This is a genomic window from Arsukibacterium sp. UBA3155 (genome assembly GCA_002364615.1).
Lineage (GTDB): Bacteria > Pseudomonadota > Gammaproteobacteria > Enterobacterales > Alteromonadaceae > Alishewanella.
Map to the genome: position 1 here is coordinate 199,911 of DEYP01000015.1, position 18,679 is coordinate 218,589.

Consider the following 18,679-nt stretch of genomic DNA (forward strand, 5'->3'; position numbering starts at 1 on the left):
ATGCGGGAATGGCGGAATTGGTAGACGCACTGGATTTAGGTTCCAGCGCCGCGAGGCGTGAGAGTTCGAGTCTCTCTTTCCGCACCATACTTAGCAAGTAAGCAGTTTCTGCAGGGGCGTAGCCAAGCGGTAAGGCAGCGGGTTTTGATCCCGCCATGCCCAGGTTCGAATCCTGGCGCCCCTGCCATTAACTCAGGCAGTTGATTTTATCTCTCCTTGTGTTCAACTGAACTGCAATCTCTATCTTAGGGGCGTAGCCAAGCGGTAAGGCAGCGGGTTTTGATCCCGCCACGCCCAGGTTCGAATCCTGGCGCCCCTGCCATATTTAAAAAACCCAGCCTCGGCTGGGTTTTTGCTTTGTGCTAATCCTGACTCAATCCTGCCGGTTACAACATCTTTTGTGCTCGCCACAGCAACTCTCTCATGCTGACGCATTCGCTCAGACACTCTGTGGCTGCGCAAAAAGAGTTCTAACCTCCCGGTATGGGAAAGTCTCAGCTATTTAGCCCCAACAGCAAAATGAGTAACTATTGTCTTAAGCGCGCTGCTACGTGAGGCAATCGTCAGGGCCAGCTGGCGTAATTTACGCAGCGGGGGAATGTCATTACCAAACAGCTGATAGAAACCATCCATGGTACTCATCATCAGTAAATTAGCTGGCTTACGTTTACGCTGATACGTACTAAATAACGTCTGGCTACCAATATCTTGCTGTTGCTGATACGCATTGATAATTAGCTCAGTCAGCAGTTTGCCGTCAGCAAAGCCTAAATTAACACCCTGCCCCGCTAACGGATTAATGGTATGGGCAGCATCGCCTGCCAGCACGACCCTGCCTGAATAATACCGGTTGGCATCCATCCGGGCTAGTGGGAACCAGCTGCTGTTAACCACCTCCACCTTGCCAAGCTGCGGCGGGAAAACCTTTAACAGTTCCAGGGTAAGTTGCTCTGGCGTCAGGGCCGCTAATTGTTTAATTCTGGACGCATCGTCATACCAGACAATATTGCCTTGCTGGCCGGGCAACGGCAAAAACGCCTTGGGGCCAGTTGGGGTAAATTGCTGCCAGGTGACGTTTTGCTGTGGGTAAGGTGTGGTCACTAACGCCACTAAACAAGCTTGTTGATATTGCCAGCCATTGGTGCCAATACCCGCCAGTTGGCGCAGCTGCGAGTTGCCACCATCGGCAGCAATGACTAATGCGCTGTTCAGCTGAGCACCACTGTCGAGCGTAAGACAGGCACCGTCAGCAGATTGATTAAGCGCGATCACTGAGTCCGGACAAAACCGGCTAACCCTAGTGCAAAATTGCTGCCAAAGCGCCAGCTGCAGCAGGTTGTTTTCAACAATGTGGCCCAGGTGGCTATTTTTAACCTCGGCAGCATCAAAGGTGACAATACTGGCCGGATGTTCAAAGGCCTGCAGTCGCTGATAAGGACAAAGCCGCATAGTTTGCAATAACTGCCAGGCGCCCAGCTTGGTTAACCAGGCTTCACTGGCCAGGTTAATCGATGACACCCGTAAATCCGGCACACTATCGGCTTCGAATTCTATTGGCGCCTGCTTTTCAATAAGTGCTACTGTCAACCCAGCCTGGCTTAGCGCCAGCGCAATAGCCGCCCCTACCATGCCGCCACCGACAATGCTGATATCAAAATGCTGTGCCGGGGTGTCACTGTTCATAACAAAAAACCTTCTTTGTGTTTCGCTTGCCTGCTCTGTTTTCTATTCTACGCCAGTCATAAGCGAATTGCCCGCAACTGCACCCCGAAAACGTTTAGGAAATTTTATCAGTAATTGAAAGTAAACCATTACAGCACCGGTCTGTGTTGCGGCAAGCCTTTATCTACAGTCCAACAAAAAACAGGAAAACACATGAAATATTATTTTATCGTCGCAATGGCAGCTTTGTTTAGTATCAAGCTGATGGCAGCACCCACGATTGCCCCTTCACCAGAGCAGGTATCGCCATTGTTAAATGGCCTGGCCATTCCCGACGTGACGTTGTACTCTGCTGACAATAAAGCGGTAGCACTGCGCGAACGGGTACAACAACAACCCAGTGTGCTGGTGTTTTATCGTGGCGGTTGGTGTCCCTATTGCAACGCCCAGTTAGCCGCGCTGCGAACCATTGAGCCTGAATTGACCAAGCTCGGTTACCAGATCATTGCCATCACTCCCGACAGTGTCAGTTCAATCGTTAACAGTATGAACGATACCGGCGGCGAAAAGTTAACCTACCAGTTATTGTCAGACAACCAGTTTAAAGCCAGCAGTGCTTTTGGTCTGGCGTACTATCTGGACGATAAAACGGCTAGCATTTATAAAGGTAAATTGGGCAGTTTAATTACCACTGAGAGCGGCACTGAAAAAGTGGTGTTACCTGTGCCAGCAGTGTACATCCTTAATACCGACGGCGAAGTGGTATTTAACTACGTTCATATCAATTACAAAACCCGTTTAGAAAGCGAGCTGCTGTTAAAAGCCGCTGAACTTGCGCTGCAATAATTTCTATTTTTCAGGTTGTCTCACCTGTTCACAGCAACACCCACCTTTGCGGTTGGCGTTGCTGTTTTTTTAAAACAAAAACGTTGACGAGCGCACAAAAATACGGCATTTTGCGCGCCCTGTTTGGCAAGTATTCATTGAAATGCTAGCCTGTTGGTTTAACCCTCTGCTGGAGATAACTGATGCGTAATGTAACCGTTGCTGCAACTCAAATGATTGGTGGCTGGGATGTTGACGAAAACATCGCCCGTGGTGAAAAGCTGGTGCGCGACGCTGCCGCTAAAGGCGCCCAGATTATTTTGCTGCAAGAGTTGTTTGAACGTAACTACTTTTGTCAGAAGCAAAAGCCTGCTTATCTGGAATTTGCAACTACTGTAGAGGAAAACCCGGCGGTTAAACATTTTACCAAGATTGCCAAAGAGCTGAACGTGGTGCTGCCTATCAGCATTTACGAACGTGCTGGCAATTGCTTATACAACAGTGTGGTTATTATTGATGCTGACGGTGAAAACCTGGGCACGTACCGTAAAAGCCATATTCCGGATGGCCCGGGCTATAACGAAAAATACTATTTTACGCCTGGCGATACCGGCTTTAAAGTGTGGCAAACCCGTTATGCCAAAATTGGCGTAGGCATTTGCTGGGATCAGTGGTTTCCGGAATGCGCCAGAAGCATGGCGTTACAGGGCGCTGAATTATTGTTTTACCCGACAGCAATCGGAAGTGAGCCGCATGACGCCAGCATTAACTCCCGTGGCCACTGGCAACGCACACAGCAAGGCCATGCTGCAGCGAATTTAATGCCACTTATTGCCTCTAACCGCATTGGTACCGAAACGGAAGCTGACTACCATATTACTTTTTATGGCAGTTCTTTTATTGCCGACGCCAGCGGTGAAAAGGTGCAGGAAGCCAATCAGACCGACGAAGCGGTGCTGATCCACACTTTCGATTTGGATAAAGTTGCCGCTGATCGCCGTGCCTGGGGCCTGTTTCGTGACCGTCGAATCGACATTTACGATACCGTGCTGACCAAAGACGGCAAAGTAAACCCGGAGAACAGCAAGTGAGCCGTTTACTGCCAACCACACCTGAACAAGATGGTTTCTCGATGCCGGCCGAATGGGCAGAGCACAAGCAAACCTGGATGGTATGGCCAGAGCGCACCGATAGCTGGCGGATGGGGGCTAAACCCGCCCAGCAGGCCTTTTGTGCTGTTATTACCGCTATTGCCCGCTTTGAACCGGTAACCGTAGGGGTATCGGCTGCCCAGTATGCTAATGCCGAAGCACAACTCAGCAAAGCCGGCGCATTATACCCGGTGCGAGTTGTGGAAATGTCTAACAACGACGCCTGGTGTCGCGACACCGGTCCTACGTTCTTAACAAACAGCGACGGTGAAGTGCGCGGTATCGACTGGACCTTTAATGCCTGGGGCGGGCTCAACGGCGGTCTATATTTCCCGTGGCATTTTGATGATCAGGTTGCCAGTAAAATCTTAGGGATAGAACAGTTGCCCCGCTATCGCACTGAAGACTTTGTGCTGGAAGGCGGTGCTATTCATGTCGATGGCGAAGGCACCCTATTAACGACCGAAGAATGTTTATTAAACGCTAACCGTAATCCTGATTTAAGCCGCGAGCAAATAGAAGCAAAACTGGCCGAGTATCTGGGGATCAGCAAAGTACTTTGGTTAAAAGACGGTATTTTTAACGACGAAACCGATGGCCACGTCGATAATATGGCGTGCTTTGTTAAACCTGGCGAAGTGGTACTGGCCTGGACCGACGATCAAAGCGACCCGCAGTATGCCCGTAGTAAAGCGGCACTGGACTATTTAGAAGCCAGTACCGATGCCAAAGGTCGCAAGATTAAAGTGCATAAACTACCGCTACCTAAGCCTATTATCGCCAAAGCGGATGAATATGCCACGGTAGATGCGACCTTAAGCGCCATTCCACGCGAAGCTAACGCCCGGCTGGCCGGTTCGTACATCAATTTTTATTTGTGTAATGGCGGCCTGATTATGCCAACCTTCGATGACCCGAACGACGAGGTAGCTGCTGAAATATTGCAACAACTTTATCCGGATCATCAGGTGGTGAAAGTACCCGGCCGGGAAATTCTACTGGGCGGTGGCAATATTCACTGTATTACCCAGCAGCAGCCTACTGGTTAACTCTGCGGAAAGGGTGTAGCTGCGATTGCAACACCCGCCCCGGCTCGCCACAGCAACTCGCGAGTGTCAGCGCACTCGCTCAGACACTCTGTGTCGACCGGAACGGGGTTCCAATCTTCGCTATTAGCATCGAAGGAATCATCATGTCTAAAGCTTGTGCTTTACATATTCTGGTTAAAACCCGGGAACAAGCCGAAAAACTAAAGCAGCAACTTGCCCAAGGCGCCGATTTCGGCAAATTAGCTAAGCAGCATTCACTATGCCCGTCAGGCAAAAAAGGTGGTGATTTAGGCGAATTTCGTAAAGGCCAGATGGTTAAGGCCTTTGATGATGTTGTATTCAAGCTAGCGCTGCTGGAAGTACATGGTCCGGTGAAAACCCAGTTTGGTTTTCACCTGATTAAAACCCTGTATCGTAGTTAAGCCTTATCAGCTAAACCTTGCCAGCTAAGCCTTGTCAGTTAAGCTTTACCTAGCGCTTTGGCTCTGAGTTTTGCTTTTAACTTACCCTGCGCCTGGCGTTTTGCTGCACCATCATTGCGCCCCGGCCGCTGGCCCGGGGTGCGAGCTACCGCTTCGTTCGGTGCCTGGTAACTGGGGTCATGCTCATAGCCCGGAATCACTTCGGTATTCAGCACCTGCTGGGTCAGCTTCTCAATATCTTCAAGTGCGCCTAAATCTTCCGGGGTTACCAGGGTAACGGCAATACCACTCATGCCAGCACGGCCGGTACGACCGATGCGGTGCACATAATCTTCGGCAATTTGTGGTAAATCGTAATTTACTACATAGGGTAATTCAGTAATATCCAGGCCGCGGGCGGCAATATCAGTCGCCACTAAAACCCTGACTGAGCCGGCTTTAAAATCGGCTAATGCCTTGGTACGGGCACCCTGGCTTTTATCGCCGTGAATAGCGGCGGTTTTTAAACCGTCTTTTTGCAATTGCTTAGCTAAGCGGTCAGCACCATGCTTGGTGCGAACAAACACCAGCACCTGCGGCCAGTTACGAAAGCCAATTAAATGCGATAGCATTTCGCGTTTACGATGCTTATCGACCAGATACACCTGCTGGCTGACACGGTCAGCCGTGGCATTGGCCGCAGCGACTTCAACCAGAAGTGGGTTATCTAACAGCTCGTCTGCCAGTTTTTTAATATCGTTAGAATAGGTAGCAGAAAATAACAGGGTTTGTCTTTTTGGCGGCAATTTCGCCATAATGCGCTTAATGTCTACTACAAACCCCATATCCAGCATGCGGTCGGCTTCATCCAGCACCAATACTTCCAGTTGGCTTAAATCAATAGTTTGCTGGTGCAAATGGTCAATTAAGCGTCCGGGTGTTGCCACCAGAATATCCAGCCCCTGCTCTGCCTCATCATACTGTGGCCGGATAGATACGCCGCCGTAGAACACGGCACTGCGACAGTTAACATACCGGCTGTAGGTTAGCACGCTATCATGCACTTGCTGCGCCAATTCCCGGGTCGGTGTCAGCACTAAAACCCTTACCTGACCCGCAGTTAACACCTTAGGTGCATTGAGCAAGTGCTGCAGCAGTGGTAAAGTAAAGGCTGCAGTTTTACCGGTACCGGTCTGGGCACCGGCTAACACATCTTTACCGGAGCGAATAAGCGGAATACTGCGTTGCTGTACCGGTGTGGCTTCAGTATAGCCCTGTTCGGTTAATACCCGTAAGATAGGCTCTGCCAGCCCTAAAGATTGAAACGACATTGGTTATCCTGACTGCGCCCATGCCAGAATGGCCAGGGCTAATTAAAGCGCGATTATAGCAGATGCGCCAATAACAAGATATTCAGCAGCATGACAGCAGCACCTTGGTTTTTATACATGATTCGCACTGCTGGCGGCCAGCTTTACACTGGCATCAGCACCGATCCTAAGCGCCGGTTACGCCAGCACAATGGTGAACTGAAAGGCGGTGCAAAAGCATTGCGCGGCAAAGGCCCGCTGCAGTTGGTTTACCAGCAGGTTATGGCTAACCGGGCCGAGGCCAGCAAGGCTGAGTATCAGTTAAAACAACTTTCAAAAGCTGCAAAAGAGCAGCGGATAAGCGAGCCGTGTAATGGATAATTTTTACCTGGTACTGGCGTACCTGGTTATTGGCTTTGGCTTGCGACGGTTGCCGGCCATGCCGGAAAATAGCGGCATTGTCCTTAATATCTATGTGTTGTATGTTGCCCTGCCGGCGCTTATTCTGAAAAACGTACCACTGTTGCAGTTCTCTGCTGAATTGTTGATCCCGGCACTCACCCCCTGGCTGTTGCTATTAACCGTGGTTGCGGCAGTGCTGTTACTGAGTAAACTGTTTAACTGGAGTCGCGAGGTTACCGGCGCGCTGTTAATTGTTTTGCCGCTGGGTAATACCTCGTTTTTAGGCTTCCCGATGACCCAGGCATTGTTTGGCAGCACTGCCATGCCCTATGCCGTGGTGTATGACCAAGTGGGCTCGTTTATCGCCCTGGCCACTTATGTCACCATCGTCGCCGCTATTTACAGCCCGCAGGTTAGCCAACCAACTGCCAAAAGCATTCTGATAAAAATTATCTCTTTTCCGTCTTTTATTGCGCTGGTTGTGGGACTATTACTGAAAAATGCTACTGTCCCCCCTCTGGCTGACGCCTTGATAAACAATCTGGCGGCGACCTTAGTGCCCGTTGTGATGATTGCTGTCGGTTTTCAGCTAAGCTTTCGTTTTAGCAAAAGCGAAATATCGCCGCTCATCTCAGCCTTGACCATTAAGTTGTTGATGATGCCTTTACTGGCATGGGCAATCTGGCGCAGCCTTGGCCAGAGCGGATTGGCGGTAGATATCAGTATTTTTCAGGCAGCGATGCCACCGATGATCTCGGCCGGCGCCATTGCTATTATGGCGGGCCTGGCACCACGTTTAGTCAGTGGCATCATTGGTTTTGGTATTTTAATCGGGTTGGTAACGCTCCCCGTGGTTTATTGGTTACTGCGTTAAAGGAACATTATGGAAAAGTTGAACGAAATCGGCAGGTCAGTACTAACCAGCGTGCAACAATTTGATTTCTGGTGGCAGCTGCTGGCACTCGTATCAGCCTTATTGCTGGCCTCATTGGCAAACCAGCGTTTACAAGCTTTATTAGAAAAACAACATGTTCTGGACACCGGTTTGCGTCATCTGGCGGTGCGCAGTATTCAACGCTTATTATGGCCGCTAACCGCGCTAGCGGTGTTAGTGCCTGCCAAAATTGTATTTGAAATGAACGCTCTGCCGGTGCAAATTCTTGAAGTTGCCGTACCGGTGTTATTAGCCCTGGCTGTTATCCGCTTAGTGGTCTACATACTGCGTAAAGCGTTCAATGTCAGCCCGTTGCTAAAATCTTCCGAAAACGTATTAGCGGGAATTATCTGGTTTGGCGTGCTACTGCATCTGGCAGGCTGGTTACCCGGGATCTTGGCGGTGCTGGAAAGTCTGGCCATGACAGTCGGCGAAACCCGCATCTCCGTACTAGCAGTGCTAAAACTGATTTTAATGATTGCACTGGCCTTTACCCTGGCGATCTGGCTGGCTGAATTTATCAGTCGACGGGTGCAACGCTCCGCCCACATTAGCCCCAGCATGCAGGTTGGCTTTGCCAAATTCAGTAAATTTTTACTGATCACCATCGCGTTTCTGGTGGCCCTGAATGCAGTCGGTATTAACCTTAGCTCACTGGCCGTATTTGGTGGTGCCCTGGGTGTAGGCCTTGGCTTTGGTTTACAACGTATCGCGTCCAATTTTATCAGTGGCTTTATTCTGGTATTCGACCGTTCAATTAAGCCTGGTGACATTATTACCGTAGGGGATAAGTTTGGCTGGGTTGAACAACTCAATGCCCGCTATGTGGTAGTGCGCAACCGTGAGGGCGTCGATACCCTAATTCCAAATGAAAATCTGATTACGTCAGAAGTGATCAACTGGAGCTACGCCGACACCAATGTCCGACTCATTATCAAAGTACAAATTAGTTATGACGATGATCCGGAACAGGCATTATCCCTGATGTTAGAATGCGCCAAAGTATCACCACGCATTCTGACAGAGCCGCCACCGACGGTGCGACTGATGGAGTTTGCCGATAGCGGCATTGAGTTGCAACTACGGGTATGGATTGCTGATATGGAAAAAGGCACCGGTGAAATCCGCTCAGATATTAATCTGGCAATATGGCGGGCCTTTAAAGCCAACAAGATCACTATTCCGTATCCACAGCGTGATTTACATATTAAATCGGGCTGGCCTGCGGCCGCACCCATCACAGCGAAAGAAGAGTAAATGGCAGATATTTTAGTAGTTGGTCTGGGAGATTTGGGTAGCCGGATTGCACTGGGCGTCCAACAGGCGGGAAATACCGTTTGCGCGATGCGGCGCAGTGCCCAATGCCCGCCAGGTATTAGCCTTATTCAGCACGATGCCACGCTACCCTGGCCAGAAATAACGGGCACTTTTACTGATCTAATACTCTGTGTTGCGCCAGATGCGCGCAACGAAACCGCCTATCGCCAGGCTTACCTGACAATAGGCGAGCGCGCTTTAGCCTGGCTACATCAACATGCTAAGCCACCACATGTCTGGGTCGTCAGCTCTACCGGTGTGTATGGCCAGCAAAATGGTGAATGGGTAACCGAAGACAGTCCGCGACAACCCGATACTCCAACTGCAAAAACACTGGTGAAAGCAGAAGATTTTTGGTTTAACAGCGGTATTGCCTGCACCATACTTCGCCCCGCTGGTCTATATGGCCCGGGCCGCAACATGATGATTACCGCCGCTAAAAAGGCCATTCATTTTATTGAAAATAAACCGGTCTATACCAACCGCATAGAAGTGTCAGATTGTGCCAGGGCCATTGTGCACCTGGTTCAGCAGCGCCAGCAAGGGCATACTGTAGCTAATGCTTATAATCTGACTGACTTACAACCCGCTACTTATACTGAGGTTATTGATTTTTTACAGCAGCAACTGCAGATCAACCCTCAGTCAATCGAACACCGCAATAACGGCAGTAAAAGAGTGAGTGCCAACCGTTTACAACAAACCGGCTTTGACTGGCACTACCCCGATTATCAGGCAGGCTATCTGGCGATGTTGTAAGGGTTTACTTAGACGATTTGTTACTATAAAGCTGACAAAATTGAGTTTTTAGTAAATACTTAGTCGTTTACCGATCTGATAACAGATCAGGGTCAGGCGTATTTAGGGTTGTAACTAATTTATGACAATAGCTAAAACAACGACTATCAAATCAGCTGCAACTAAACCAGCAGTAACAAGCACATCGCTAATCAGGCAAGCATTACTCCTTATTTCCTTGCTGAGTATGCTGATGCTGCCTGCCTTGCTCTGGGCTAAGCCGCTTACACTGCGCGGTGGCGTTGTGCAATCTTTCCCGGGGATCACCGTAGTCGAGGGTAATATCCAGCCAGAGGCGGCGTATGGCCACGCTGAAATTATCAACTGCATCGAGTCAGCGCTGAATGTGGATATTGAATGGCAAAACTTACCGACCGATCGGTTGTTAAAACTCACCCGTGAAAATGAACTGGATCTGATTTATCCGATGGGCTTTACCGCTGAACGAGACAGCTATTTAAAATCCAGCGTCTGGCTGACCAAAGATGATGACTACTTTGTTTATAAAACCGGAGTAGTGGCAGAAGAGGTATTACAACAAGGGCAGGCTAAAAACCAGACCATTGGCGTAAAACGCGGTTCGCCCCAGTTAAACTACCTGCAAAGTAATAACTACCTGTATATTCATCAGGTTTATGACTATCAGCAGTTGCTGCCTTTATTGAAAATGAACCGGGTCGAAATGCTGGCCGTGCCGCAACCTCTGGCAGAGGAGTTGCAGTCTGAAATGCAAGCTGATGCAACAGAACATAATTTGCAACTTTATAACTACTACACCCGCGATGCGGGTTTTTATCTGTCGCCTGAATTTGCCGATGCTAACCTGCCGCGGGTCAATAAAGCCGTAATTGAGTGCCGTCAGTACGCAAAACAGGCCACAGCCATTAAACAAAAAAGCTGACGTTACGTCAGCTTTTTACCATTAACACCCTGCTACGCTGTGCCAATCATCCGGCGTAATACGTAATGTAAAATACCGCCATGCTGGTAGTACGCCAACTCATTTCCGGTATCAATCCGACACAGCATGTCAATTTTCTGCTGGTCGCCATCCGGATAGGTAATTAACACCGCTACCTTTTGCTTTGGCTTTAAATTATTCAGGCCACTGATACTAAAGGTTTCCGCACCGGTCAGTTGCAAATGCTTACGATCAACCCCTGCCAGAAACTGCAGCGGAAGTACCCCCATCCCGATTAGATTTGAACGGTGGATCCGCTCGTAAGACTCCGCCAGCACTGCCCGGACTCCCAGTAACAAGGTGCCTTTAGCTGCCCAGTCCCTTGACGAACCGGTACCGTATTCTTTGCCTGCCACCACCACCAGCGGCGTTTTCTGCTGCCGATAACGCTCTGCCGCATCATAGATATCCATTTGCTCCTTTGAAGGCTGATGCAGTGTTACCCCACCTTCGGTGCCAGGTACCATTTCATTGCGAATTCTGACATTGGCAAAGGTACCCCGTACCATCACTTCGTGGTTGCCGCGCCGTGAGCCGTAAGAGTTAAAGTCTGCTTTACTGATGCCAAGCCCTTTCAGATAACGCCCGGCCGGGCTGCTTTCTTTAATGCTACCTGCCGGCGAGATATGGTCGGTTGTTACTGAATCGCCCAGCAACGCCAGTACCCGTGCCTCACTGATGTCTTTTACCGGTTCTGGCTCGCGGCCCATTCCCTGAAAAAAGCTGGGCTGGCGAATATAACTCGATTCTGGCCAGGTATAGGTTTTATCTTTGGGTACCTCAATATCCTGCCATGTCGCATCGCCACTGAACACATCAGCATATTCGCTTTTAAACATGTCACTCTGAACTTTGGCGACTTCATCGGCAATGTCCTGATTACTGGGCCAGATATCTTTCAGGTAAACCGGTTTGCCATCTTTATCATCGCCGATCGGCTCTTTGCTAAGATCAATATTAACCGTGCCTGCCAACGCAAACGCCACCACCAGCGGCGGTGAGGCTAACCAGTTAGACTGAATAAACGGATGGATCCGCCCTTCGAAATTACGGTTACCGGACAATACTGCTGACACATTAAGGTTATTGTCAGTGATTGCCTGCTCCAGTTCTTTAGCCAGCGGCCCGGAATTACCAATACAGGTTGTGCAGCCATACCCTACCAGATTAAAACCCAGTTGCTCCAGTGACGTCATCAGACCGGCTTTTTCAAGATAGCGCGTTACCACCTTTGAGCCGGGTGCCAACGAACTTTTCACCCAGGGCTTGCGGTTTAAGCCCTTTTTAAGTGCGTTCTTTGCCAGCAAGCCCGCGGCCATCAGCACACTGGGATTGGACGTATTGGTACAGGAGGTAATCGCAGCAATAACAACAGCATGGTGATCCAGCTTAATTCGCTGACCATCGAGTTCAACGTGGTCATCATTATCTTCCGGCTGTGGCTGACCACCGCCCTCTTCAACCATTTTTGCTTCACGCTCATTTGCGGCTTTCAGCTGCAGTGCCAATACATCATCACAATGTTGTTTCAGGGCCGGTAAACTGACTTTATCCTGTGGCCGTTTCGGGCCAGCCAGTGACGGCACTACTTTACTTAAATCCAGGTGCAGCACGTCGGTATAGGTTGCCTTGTGGCCCGGCTTACGCCACAGGCCCTGCGCCTGACAATAGGCTTTTACTCTGGCAATGACTTTCTCGTCCCGACCGGTTAATGCCATATAATCCAGGGTTATCTGGTCTACCGGAAAGAAGCCGCAGGTCGCGCCGTATTCTGGTGCCATATTGGCAATGGTCGCCCGGTCAGCCAGGCTCAGATGATCCAGGCCATCGCCAAAAAACTCGACAAATTTGCCAACAACACCGTGTTTGCGCAGCAACTCGGTAACGGTTAATACCAAGTCCGTTGCCGTAATGCCGGCAGCAAGCTTACCGGTAAATTCCAGACCGACGACTTCCGGGATCAGCATCGATACCGGCTGGCCGAGCATCGCTGCTTCTGCTTCAATGCCACCGACACCCCAGCCTAACACACCAAGGGCGTTTATCATGGTGGTGTGCGAGTCGGTACCGACCAGGGTATCCGGATAGGCTTGCGTGCCTTGCTCGGTATCTTTCGCCCAGACACTTTGGCCGAGATACTCCAGGTTTACCTGATGGCAAATACCGGTGCCCGGCGGCACGACTTTAAAGTTAGCAAAGGCTTGCTGACCCCAGCGTAAAAAAGTATACCGTTCAAAATTACGTTCCATTTCTATGGCCACATTCTGTTTGAATGCGTCTTCTGTTGCGAAATGGTCGACCATCACCGAATGATCAATGACCAAATCCACCGGCGATAACGGATTAATTTTCTGCGGATCTTCACCCAGCTCTGCCACGGCCGCCCGCATCGCTGCCAAATCAACAACCGCCGGTACCCCGGTAAAATCCTGCATCAATACTCTGGCTGGGCGAAAAGCAATTTCCCGATCTGCATGGCCGTGTTTCTGCCAGTCGACCAGCGCCTGAATATCTTGCTCAGTTACGGTATCCGCATCGGTATTGCGCAGCAGGTTCTCCAGCAGCACTTTTAAGCAAAAGGGTAAGCGGTCAACCGTACCATGACGGGTAGCAGCTTTGGTTAGGCTGAAAATCTGGTACTCCTGCTCAGCAACTTTCAGCACGTCGGCGTAGGGATTACTCTGGCTCATAACATTCCTCGGTTATTGCGTCTTCATCAAGTGTAGTGCATCGGGGCGCAGATGCGAAAAAGCAAGGCAACACGTCCGTAAATTTTAGCTGGCAACAGCCAATAAAAAGGCCGCACGATGGCGGCCTGCTGACAAGCGATTCAACACTATCGTGTCAAAACGACATTAACTCAGGGTAACTTTAGCAAACTTCCGTTTTCCGACCTGATAAATCGCGGTGCTGCCTTTTGTCACCTCGAGCCGGGTATCGTCTATTCTGGTATCGCCGTTCAGCTTCACTGCGCCTTGTTTAATCATGCGCAGCGCTTCTGAGGTGCTTGCGACTAACCCAGCTTCTTTTAACAGGTTAGCGATGGGCATGCTGTCACCTTCAGCACTGACGGTAAGCTGCGGAATATCATCAGGCAAGGCATTCTTGCTAAAACGCTGCGTAAAATCATGATGGGCGGCTTCTGCTGCAGCTTCATCATGAAACCTGGCAATAATTTCTTTTGCCAGGCTGATTTTAATGTCACGTGGGTTAACGCCTTGTGTCATTTGCTGCTTTAACTCGGTTATCTCTGACAATGGCCGGAAACTCAGTAAGTCGTAATAGCGCCACATCAGCTCATCGGAAATTGACATAATTTTGCCAAACATTTCCGTTGGCGTATCAGTGATACCCACATAGTTGCCTAACGACTTAGACATTTTCTGCACGCCGTCTAACCCTTCGAGCAACGGTACCATCATCACTGTCTGCGGCCGCTGGCCTTCGTCTTTTTGCAACTCACGACCCATCAGTAAATTGAAACGCTGGTCGGTCCCGCCCATTTCAATATCTGCTTCTAAGGCAACCGAGTCCCAGCCCTGCACTAACGGATATAAGAACTCATGAATGGCAATAGACTGGTTATTGGCAAAACGCTTTTTAAAATCGTCCCGCTCCAGCATCCGGGCAACGGTCTGGCGTGAGGCCAGTTTAATCATGCCGGCTGCGCCCAGCTCCCCCATCCACTGTGAATTAAACGCGACCCGGGTTTTTGCCGGATCAAGTATCTTAAATACCTGTTCTTTATAGGTTTCAGCGTTTGCCAGCACATCTTCCCTGCTTAACGGTTTACGGGTCACATTTTTACCGCTGGGATCACCAATCATGCCGGTAAAGTCACCGATCAGAAAAATCACTTCATGGCCCAGTTGCTGAAAAGTGCGTAATTTATTAATCAGCACGGTATGACCTAAATGCAAATCAGGCGCAGTCGGATCAAAGCCAGCCTTTACTTTTAGCGGCTTGCCGGTTTTTAACTTGGCAATAAGCTCCTCTTCCAGCAAGATTTCCTCGCAGCCGCGTTTTAATTCAGCTAACGCCTGTGCCCAATCGGCCATTTTAAACTCCTGACTTAGTGCTATTTTGTCTAAACAACCGCCATTCTATAGCATGTTCCAGCCAGGGGAAACGCACAAAACTCTGGTATCTTCGAAAAAAAACGTTTATGCTCGGTTTTTGTGCATTTACAACAGATGACGGGGCTTATGCGGCAACTGGTAGCAAAAATTCCTTCTCAACACCGTGCGTTAATTCTCGCCGTGTCGGTATGTTTAGCCATTATTTTGTTACTGCCGTCTGAGCAGGCGGCTGCGTCAAAAAGCACGCACAGTAACTCGCTGGAAATTGGCAAACGCTACAGTTTAGCTATTCCTCAGACTCAACAGTTGGTTAACGAAAGTGATACCGATGAAGCCATCGAGCCTGACGTCATTGATGATCTTGCTGCAGAAGATAATTTGCAGTGGTCCAGCCTGCAGGTTCAACGCGGCGATGTACTATCTAGTTTATTCAAGAAAGCCAATGTCAGTCAGCAAACCATGCTGGCCATTCTGGCATTGGGGGATACCACAAAAACACTGACCAGACTGTTCCCCGGTGAAACGCTGGAGTTCGGCTTAAATGAGCAGGGTGAGCTGACCGAGTTACGTTACGCCATCAACAAACTGAAAACGCTACGCATAAGCCGTGATCCACAAGGTCAGTTTATGGCGCAAGAGCTGGAAAAAACCGTCGAACACCGCCAACAGTTTGCCAGTGCAGAAATTAAATCCAGCTTCTGGAGTGCCGGCATTGAAGCCGGGTTATCAGAAGCGCAAATTATGAATCTGGCCGGAATTTTTGGCTGGGATATCGATTTCGGCCTGGATTTACGGGCCGGCGACAGCTTTAGTGTGCTGTATCAAACCAATTACGTTGATGGTGATTTTGTTGGTTATGGCACTATCATTGCCGCCCAATTCCAGAATCAGGGCCAGGTGATTCAGGCGGTCCGGCACACCGACGGCAATTATTACAAACCCGATGGTGCCAGCATGCGCCAGGCGTTTCTGCGTGCCCCCGTTAGCTTTCAGTATGTCAGTTCAAACTTTAATCCGCGCCGCTTACACCCGGTGCTCGGTAAAGTTCGGGCTCATAATGGCGTAGACTACGTCGCGCCGGTTGGTACCCCTATTATGGCGGCTGGCGATGGCAAAGTAACCCACTCAGGTTATAACAACTTAAATGGCAACTATGTGTTTATTAAACACGCCAATAATATTGTGACGAAATATCTGCATTTATCCCGGCGCAACGTTAAAGTCGGTGACAGAGTAAAGCAAAGTGAAACGATTGGCCGACTGGGTGCTACCGGTCGGGTTACCGGAGCGCATTTGCACTATGAGTTTTTGCTAAATGGTGTGCATCGCAATCCCCGCACGGTAAAGCTGCCACAGGCTAACCCGCTGCAAGGTGAAGAACGGGACCTATTTGTTGCCAACGCAGCACCGGTGCTGGCCGAGCTACAGACCAAAGAACGGGTGTTATTAGCTAAGATAGCGCCATAAGGCAGCAACGCCATGTACTACATCGGCATGATGTCCGGCACCAGCCTTGATGGTATCGACCTGGTGCTGGTCAGTTTCAGCCCTGAGCCTCGCTTAGTATGCAGTCTGCTGCATCCGTTTCCTACCGAACTTAAATTACAACTTCAGCAGTTATGCCAACCCGGCGATAACGAAATTGAACAACTTGGCCTGGCCGAGCAGAAGTTGGCTCATTGTTACGCCGCTAGTGTCAAAGCGCTGCTTACAAAAGCAGGTGTTGCTGCCAGCGCTATCGCCGCTATTGGCTGCCATGGCCAGACCGTCCGCCACCGCCCCGATGCGCCGTTTCCGTTCAGTTACCAGATTGGTGATATGCATAAGCTGGCAATGCTCTGCCAAATTCCGGTGATTGCCGATTTTCGCCGTAAAGACATTGCCTATGGGGGTCAGGGTGCACCGCTGGTACCGGCTTTTCATCGTGCGGTCTTTCAAAACCCAAAGCAGCAGCGGGTCATTGTGAATATTGGCGGCATAGCTAATGTCAGCCTGTTACCCGCTGATGACGGGGTAACCGGTTTCGATACCGGTCCGGGTAATGCGCTGCTGGATAATTGGGTAATGCGCTGCCGTAATCAGCCTTATGATAATAACGGTGAGTTTTGCAGTGAAGGGCAACTGCTCCCTGATTTGCTGACTGAAATGCTGGCCGATCCCTACTTTTCCAAAGCTGCCCCGAAGAGCACAGGTCGCGAATATTTTAATCTTGCCTGGTTGCAACAATTTCAACCTGAACGCTATAACCCAGCCGATGTACAGCGCACCTTATGTCGTTTAACGGCACAAAGCATCAGTGATGCCGTACAACATCAGCAGATGCAGCAGGTGTTTGTGTGTGGTGGAGGGGTGCATAACCAGGTACTAATGGCTGATTTAGCCTCACTGCTACCCAATTGCACGGTAAGCAGCACCAACACCTTAGGTGTGGATCCGGACTGGGTAGAGGCGCTGGCGTTTGCCTGGCTGGCCTGGGCTTATCAGCATAACATACCCGGTAACCTGCCCGAGGTTACCGGTGCCAGCAAAGACTGTGTGCTGGGGGTTGCGTTCTTACCTTAAGGCAATATTGCGCCCCGAATTAATAAAACGAGTGTGTGGTAATATAGCTATACGCCGTTAACTTGCTTAACCGGCTTCTAACCAACTAACGCCAGCAAAATACCTGCAGCGACCGCAGAGCCAATAACCCCTGCCACATTGGGCCCCATAGCATGCATTAACAGGAAATTATGTGGGTTTGCCTGTAAGCCTACTTTATTGACGACCCGCGCCGCCATGGGCACTGCTGATACCCCGGCAGCACCGATTAATGGGTTAATGGGTTGTTTAGATAATTTCGCCATCAACTTAGCCATTAACACACCCGTCGCCGTGCCGATAGCAAAGGCTATTGCGCCTAATATCAGAATACCCAGGGTTTGGGTGGTCAAAAACTTATCGGCGCTAAGCTTTGAACCCACGGCCAGGCCCAGGAAAATGGTCACAATATTAATCAACTCATTTTGGGCAGTTTTGCTTAAACGCTCAACGACACCCGCTTCGCGCATCAGGTTACCCAAACAGAACATGCCAATTAACGGCGCTGCGGTTGGTAGTAACAAAATAGTCAGCAGTATTAGCATCAATGGGAAAATAATTTTTTCCCGCTTGCCCACCGAGCGCAACTGGGTCATTTGAATTTCCCGCTCTGCTTTACTGGTCAGGGCTTTCATAATGGGTGGCTGGATAATAGGTACCAATGCCATATAAGAATAGGCGGCGACCGCGATAGCGCCAAGTAGGTCAGGCGCCAGCTTTGATGCCAGAAAAATCGCGGTCGGGCCATCAGCACCACCAATAATTGCAATAGCTGACGCTTCTTTTAAGGTAAAGCTTAACCCCGGCACCCAATTGAGCGCAATGGCACCGAACAGTGTGGCAAAAATACCAAACTGGGCAGCAGCGCCTAAAAACAGCATTCGTGGATTGGCTATCAACGCGCTGAAATCGGTCATTGCGCCAACACCCATAAATATTAACAGCGGGAAAATGCCGGTGCCAATGCCAACTTCATAGATCATATACAGCAAGCCACCCGGCTCACCCATGCCGGCCAATGGGATATTCGTTAAAATAGCACCAAAGCCAATAGGCAGCAGCAGCAAGGGTTCAAAACCGCGGGCGATGGCAAGATACAGCAGCAAAAAGCCCACCAACATCATCACCACCTGACCCACTGTAAAATGCACGATGCCAGTTGAAGCAATCAGGGTATTAAGCGCGTCCATGTAAATTCCTTAAACCGGTA

Annotated in this window: 16 protein-coding genes and 3 tRNA genes; 14 read left to right on the forward strand and 5 right to left on the reverse strand. The window is 49.9% G+C overall.

The genetic code is table 11. The features are described from left to right. Positions 1 to 2: 2 nt before the first annotated feature. The 3 genes from B2X65_RS06080 (at position 3) to B2X65_RS06090 (ending at position 322) form a co-directional block, all read left to right on the forward strand. A tRNA-Leu gene (locus tag B2X65_RS06080) sits at positions 3 to 87 on the forward strand. A 25-nt stretch (positions 88 to 112) separates the two neighbouring features. Next, positions 113 to 187: transfer RNA gene (locus B2X65_RS06085), tRNA-Gln, on the forward strand. A 60-nt stretch (positions 188 to 247) separates the two neighbouring features. After that, positions 248 to 322, forward strand: a tRNA-Gln gene (locus B2X65_RS06090). 176 nt (positions 323 to 498) lie between these two features. On the opposite strand, the gene B2X65_RS06095 is transcribed toward B2X65_RS06090, so the two are convergent. Further along, positions 499 to 1,683: an FAD-dependent oxidoreductase gene (locus tag B2X65_RS06095; protein ID WP_290611305.1), complete on the reverse strand. Its 1,185-nt coding sequence runs from the start codon at positions 1,681 to 1,683 to the stop codon at positions 499 to 501. 192 nt (positions 1,684 to 1,875) lie between these two features. On the opposite strand from B2X65_RS06095, the gene B2X65_RS06100 reads away from it, so the two are divergent. The 4 genes from B2X65_RS06100 to ppiC all read left to right on the forward strand — a co-directional run bounded on the left by B2X65_RS06100 (position 1,876) and on the right by ppiC (position 5,109). Next, positions 1,876 to 2,508 carry a peroxiredoxin-like family protein gene (locus tag B2X65_RS06100; RefSeq protein ID WP_290611306.1) on the forward strand — a complete coding sequence of 211 codons (633 nt, stop codon included), beginning with the start codon at positions 1,876 to 1,878 and terminating at the stop codon, positions 2,506 to 2,508. Between the two features lie 179 nt (positions 2,509 to 2,687). Beyond that, positions 2,688 to 3,578, forward strand: coding sequence for an N-carbamoylputrescine amidase (aguB, locus tag B2X65_RS06105; protein WP_349678705.1), 891 nt, complete (start codon positions 2,688 to 2,690; stop codon positions 3,576 to 3,578). Continuing rightward, complete coding sequence (aguA, locus tag B2X65_RS06110; protein ID WP_290611308.1) at positions 3,575 to 4,687, forward strand: agmatine deiminase; 1,113 nt, start codon at positions 3,575 to 3,577, stop codon at positions 4,685 to 4,687. Before aguB ends, aguA begins: the two co-directional genes overlap by 4 nt. 143 nt (positions 4,688 to 4,830) lie before the next feature. Next, positions 4,831 to 5,109 (forward strand): peptidylprolyl isomerase PpiC, encoded by a 279-nt coding sequence (gene ppiC, locus B2X65_RS06115; protein ID WP_290611309.1) that lies wholly within the window; start codon positions 4,831 to 4,833, stop codon positions 5,107 to 5,109. A 38-nt stretch (positions 5,110 to 5,147) separates the two neighbouring features. On the opposite strand, the gene B2X65_RS06120 is transcribed toward ppiC, so the two are convergent. Continuing rightward, entirely contained in the window at positions 5,148 to 6,419 is a 1,272-nt protein-coding gene (locus B2X65_RS06120; protein ID WP_290611310.1) for a DEAD/DEAH box helicase, read from the reverse strand. Positions 6,420 to 6,509: 90 nt separating this feature from the next. Between B2X65_RS06120 and B2X65_RS06125 the strand changes: the two genes are divergently transcribed. The 5 genes from B2X65_RS06125 to B2X65_RS06145 all read left to right on the forward strand — a co-directional run bounded on the left by B2X65_RS06125 (position 6,510) and on the right by B2X65_RS06145 (position 10,750). Beyond that, complete coding sequence (locus tag B2X65_RS06125) at positions 6,510 to 6,779, forward strand: GIY-YIG nuclease family protein (RefSeq protein ID WP_290611312.1); 270 nt, start codon at positions 6,510 to 6,512, stop codon at positions 6,777 to 6,779. Next, entirely contained in the window at positions 6,772 to 7,674 is a 903-nt protein-coding gene (locus tag B2X65_RS06130) for an AEC family transporter (protein WP_290611313.1), read from the forward strand. The genes B2X65_RS06125 and B2X65_RS06130 overlap by 8 nt, the downstream gene beginning before the upstream one ends. A 9-nt stretch (positions 7,675 to 7,683) precedes the next feature. Further along, entirely contained in the window at positions 7,684 to 8,991 is a 1,308-nt protein-coding gene (locus B2X65_RS06135; protein ID WP_290611314.1) for a mechanosensitive ion channel family protein, read from the forward strand. Next, the gene (locus B2X65_RS06140) at positions 8,992 to 9,810 is read left to right on the forward strand and encodes an NAD-dependent epimerase/dehydratase family protein (protein WP_290611315.1); all 819 of its coding nucleotides are present in this window, start codon (positions 8,992 to 8,994) and stop codon (positions 9,808 to 9,810) included. It begins immediately after the preceding gene. A gap of 232 nt (positions 9,811 to 10,042) precedes the next feature. After that, positions 10,043 to 10,750, forward strand: coding sequence for a transporter substrate-binding domain-containing protein (locus B2X65_RS06145; protein WP_290611316.1), 708 nt, complete (start codon positions 10,043 to 10,045; stop codon positions 10,748 to 10,750). Between the two features lie 32 nt (positions 10,751 to 10,782). Here B2X65_RS06145 and acnA read toward each other — a convergent pair whose 3' ends face one another. Together acnA and tyrS are read right to left on the reverse strand one after the other, a co-directional pair. Further along, positions 10,783 to 13,500 (reverse strand): aconitate hydratase AcnA, encoded by a 2,718-nt coding sequence (acnA, locus tag B2X65_RS06150; RefSeq protein ID WP_290611317.1) that lies wholly within the window; start codon positions 13,498 to 13,500, stop codon positions 10,783 to 10,785. A gap of 165 nt (positions 13,501 to 13,665) precedes the next feature. Next, positions 13,666 to 14,868, reverse strand: a complete 1,203-nt coding sequence (tyrS, locus tag B2X65_RS06155) for a tyrosine--tRNA ligase (protein WP_290611318.1) — start codon at positions 14,866 to 14,868, stop codon at positions 13,666 to 13,668. Between the two features lie 147 nt (positions 14,869 to 15,015). On the opposite strand from tyrS, the gene B2X65_RS06160 reads away from it, so the two are divergent. Together B2X65_RS06160 and B2X65_RS06165 are read left to right on the forward strand one after the other, a co-directional pair. Then, positions 15,016 to 16,356 carry a peptidoglycan DD-metalloendopeptidase family protein gene (locus B2X65_RS06160; protein ID WP_290611320.1) on the forward strand — a complete coding sequence of 447 codons (1,341 nt, stop codon included), beginning with the start codon at positions 15,016 to 15,018 and terminating at the stop codon, positions 16,354 to 16,356. A gap of 12 nt (positions 16,357 to 16,368) precedes the next feature. Next, positions 16,369 to 17,451 (forward strand): anhydro-N-acetylmuramic acid kinase, encoded by a 1,083-nt coding sequence (locus B2X65_RS06165; protein WP_290611321.1) that lies wholly within the window; start codon positions 16,369 to 16,371, stop codon positions 17,449 to 17,451. Positions 17,452 to 17,528: 77 nt separating this feature from the next. On the opposite strand, the gene B2X65_RS06170 is transcribed toward B2X65_RS06165, so the two are convergent. Further along, positions 17,529 to 18,659 (reverse strand): sodium ion-translocating decarboxylase subunit beta, encoded by a 1,131-nt coding sequence (locus B2X65_RS06170; RefSeq protein ID WP_290611322.1) that lies wholly within the window; start codon positions 18,657 to 18,659, stop codon positions 17,529 to 17,531. Between the last annotated feature and the right edge of the window lie 20 nt (positions 18,660 to 18,679).

Bases quoted from the DNA above. Each gene is read 5' to 3' on its own strand.
- B2X65_RS06095 (WP_290611305.1), bottom strand. From the start codon at position 1,683: ATGAACAGTGACACCCCGGCACAGCATTTTGATATCAGCATTGTCGGT.
- B2X65_RS06100 (WP_290611306.1), top strand. From the start codon at position 1,876: ATGAAATATTATTTTATCGTCGCAATGGCAGCTTTGTTTAGTATCAAG.
- ppiC (WP_290611309.1), top strand. From the start codon at position 4,831: ATGTCTAAAGCTTGTGCTTTACATATTCTGGTTAAAACCCGGGAACAA.
- B2X65_RS06120 (WP_290611310.1), bottom strand. From the start codon at position 6,419: ATGTCGTTTCAATCTTTAGGGCTGGCAGAGCCTATCTTACGGGTATTA.
- B2X65_RS06125 (WP_290611312.1), top strand. From the start codon at position 6,510: ATGACAGCAGCACCTTGGTTTTTATACATGATTCGCACTGCTGGCGGC.
- B2X65_RS06130 (WP_290611313.1), top strand. From the start codon at position 6,772: ATGGATAATTTTTACCTGGTACTGGCGTACCTGGTTATTGGCTTTGGC.
- B2X65_RS06135 (WP_290611314.1), top strand. From the start codon at position 7,684: ATGGAAAAGTTGAACGAAATCGGCAGGTCAGTACTAACCAGCGTGCAA.
- B2X65_RS06140 (WP_290611315.1), top strand. From the start codon at position 8,992: ATGGCAGATATTTTAGTAGTTGGTCTGGGAGATTTGGGTAGCCGGATT.
- B2X65_RS06145 (WP_290611316.1), top strand. From the start codon at position 10,043: ATGCTGCCTGCCTTGCTCTGGGCTAAGCCGCTTACACTGCGCGGTGGC.
- acnA (WP_290611317.1), bottom strand. From the start codon at position 13,500: ATGAGCCAGAGTAATCCCTACGCCGACGTGCTGAAAGTTGCTGAGCAG.
- tyrS (WP_290611318.1), bottom strand. From the start codon at position 14,868: ATGGCCGATTGGGCACAGGCGTTAGCTGAATTAAAACGCGGCTGCGAG.
- B2X65_RS06160 (WP_290611320.1), top strand. From the start codon at position 15,016: ATGCGGCAACTGGTAGCAAAAATTCCTTCTCAACACCGTGCGTTAATT.
- B2X65_RS06165 (WP_290611321.1), top strand. From the start codon at position 16,369: ATGTACTACATCGGCATGATGTCCGGCACCAGCCTTGATGGTATCGAC.
- B2X65_RS06170 (WP_290611322.1), bottom strand. From the start codon at position 18,659: ATGGACGCGCTTAATACCCTGATTGCTTCAACTGGCATCGTGCATTTT.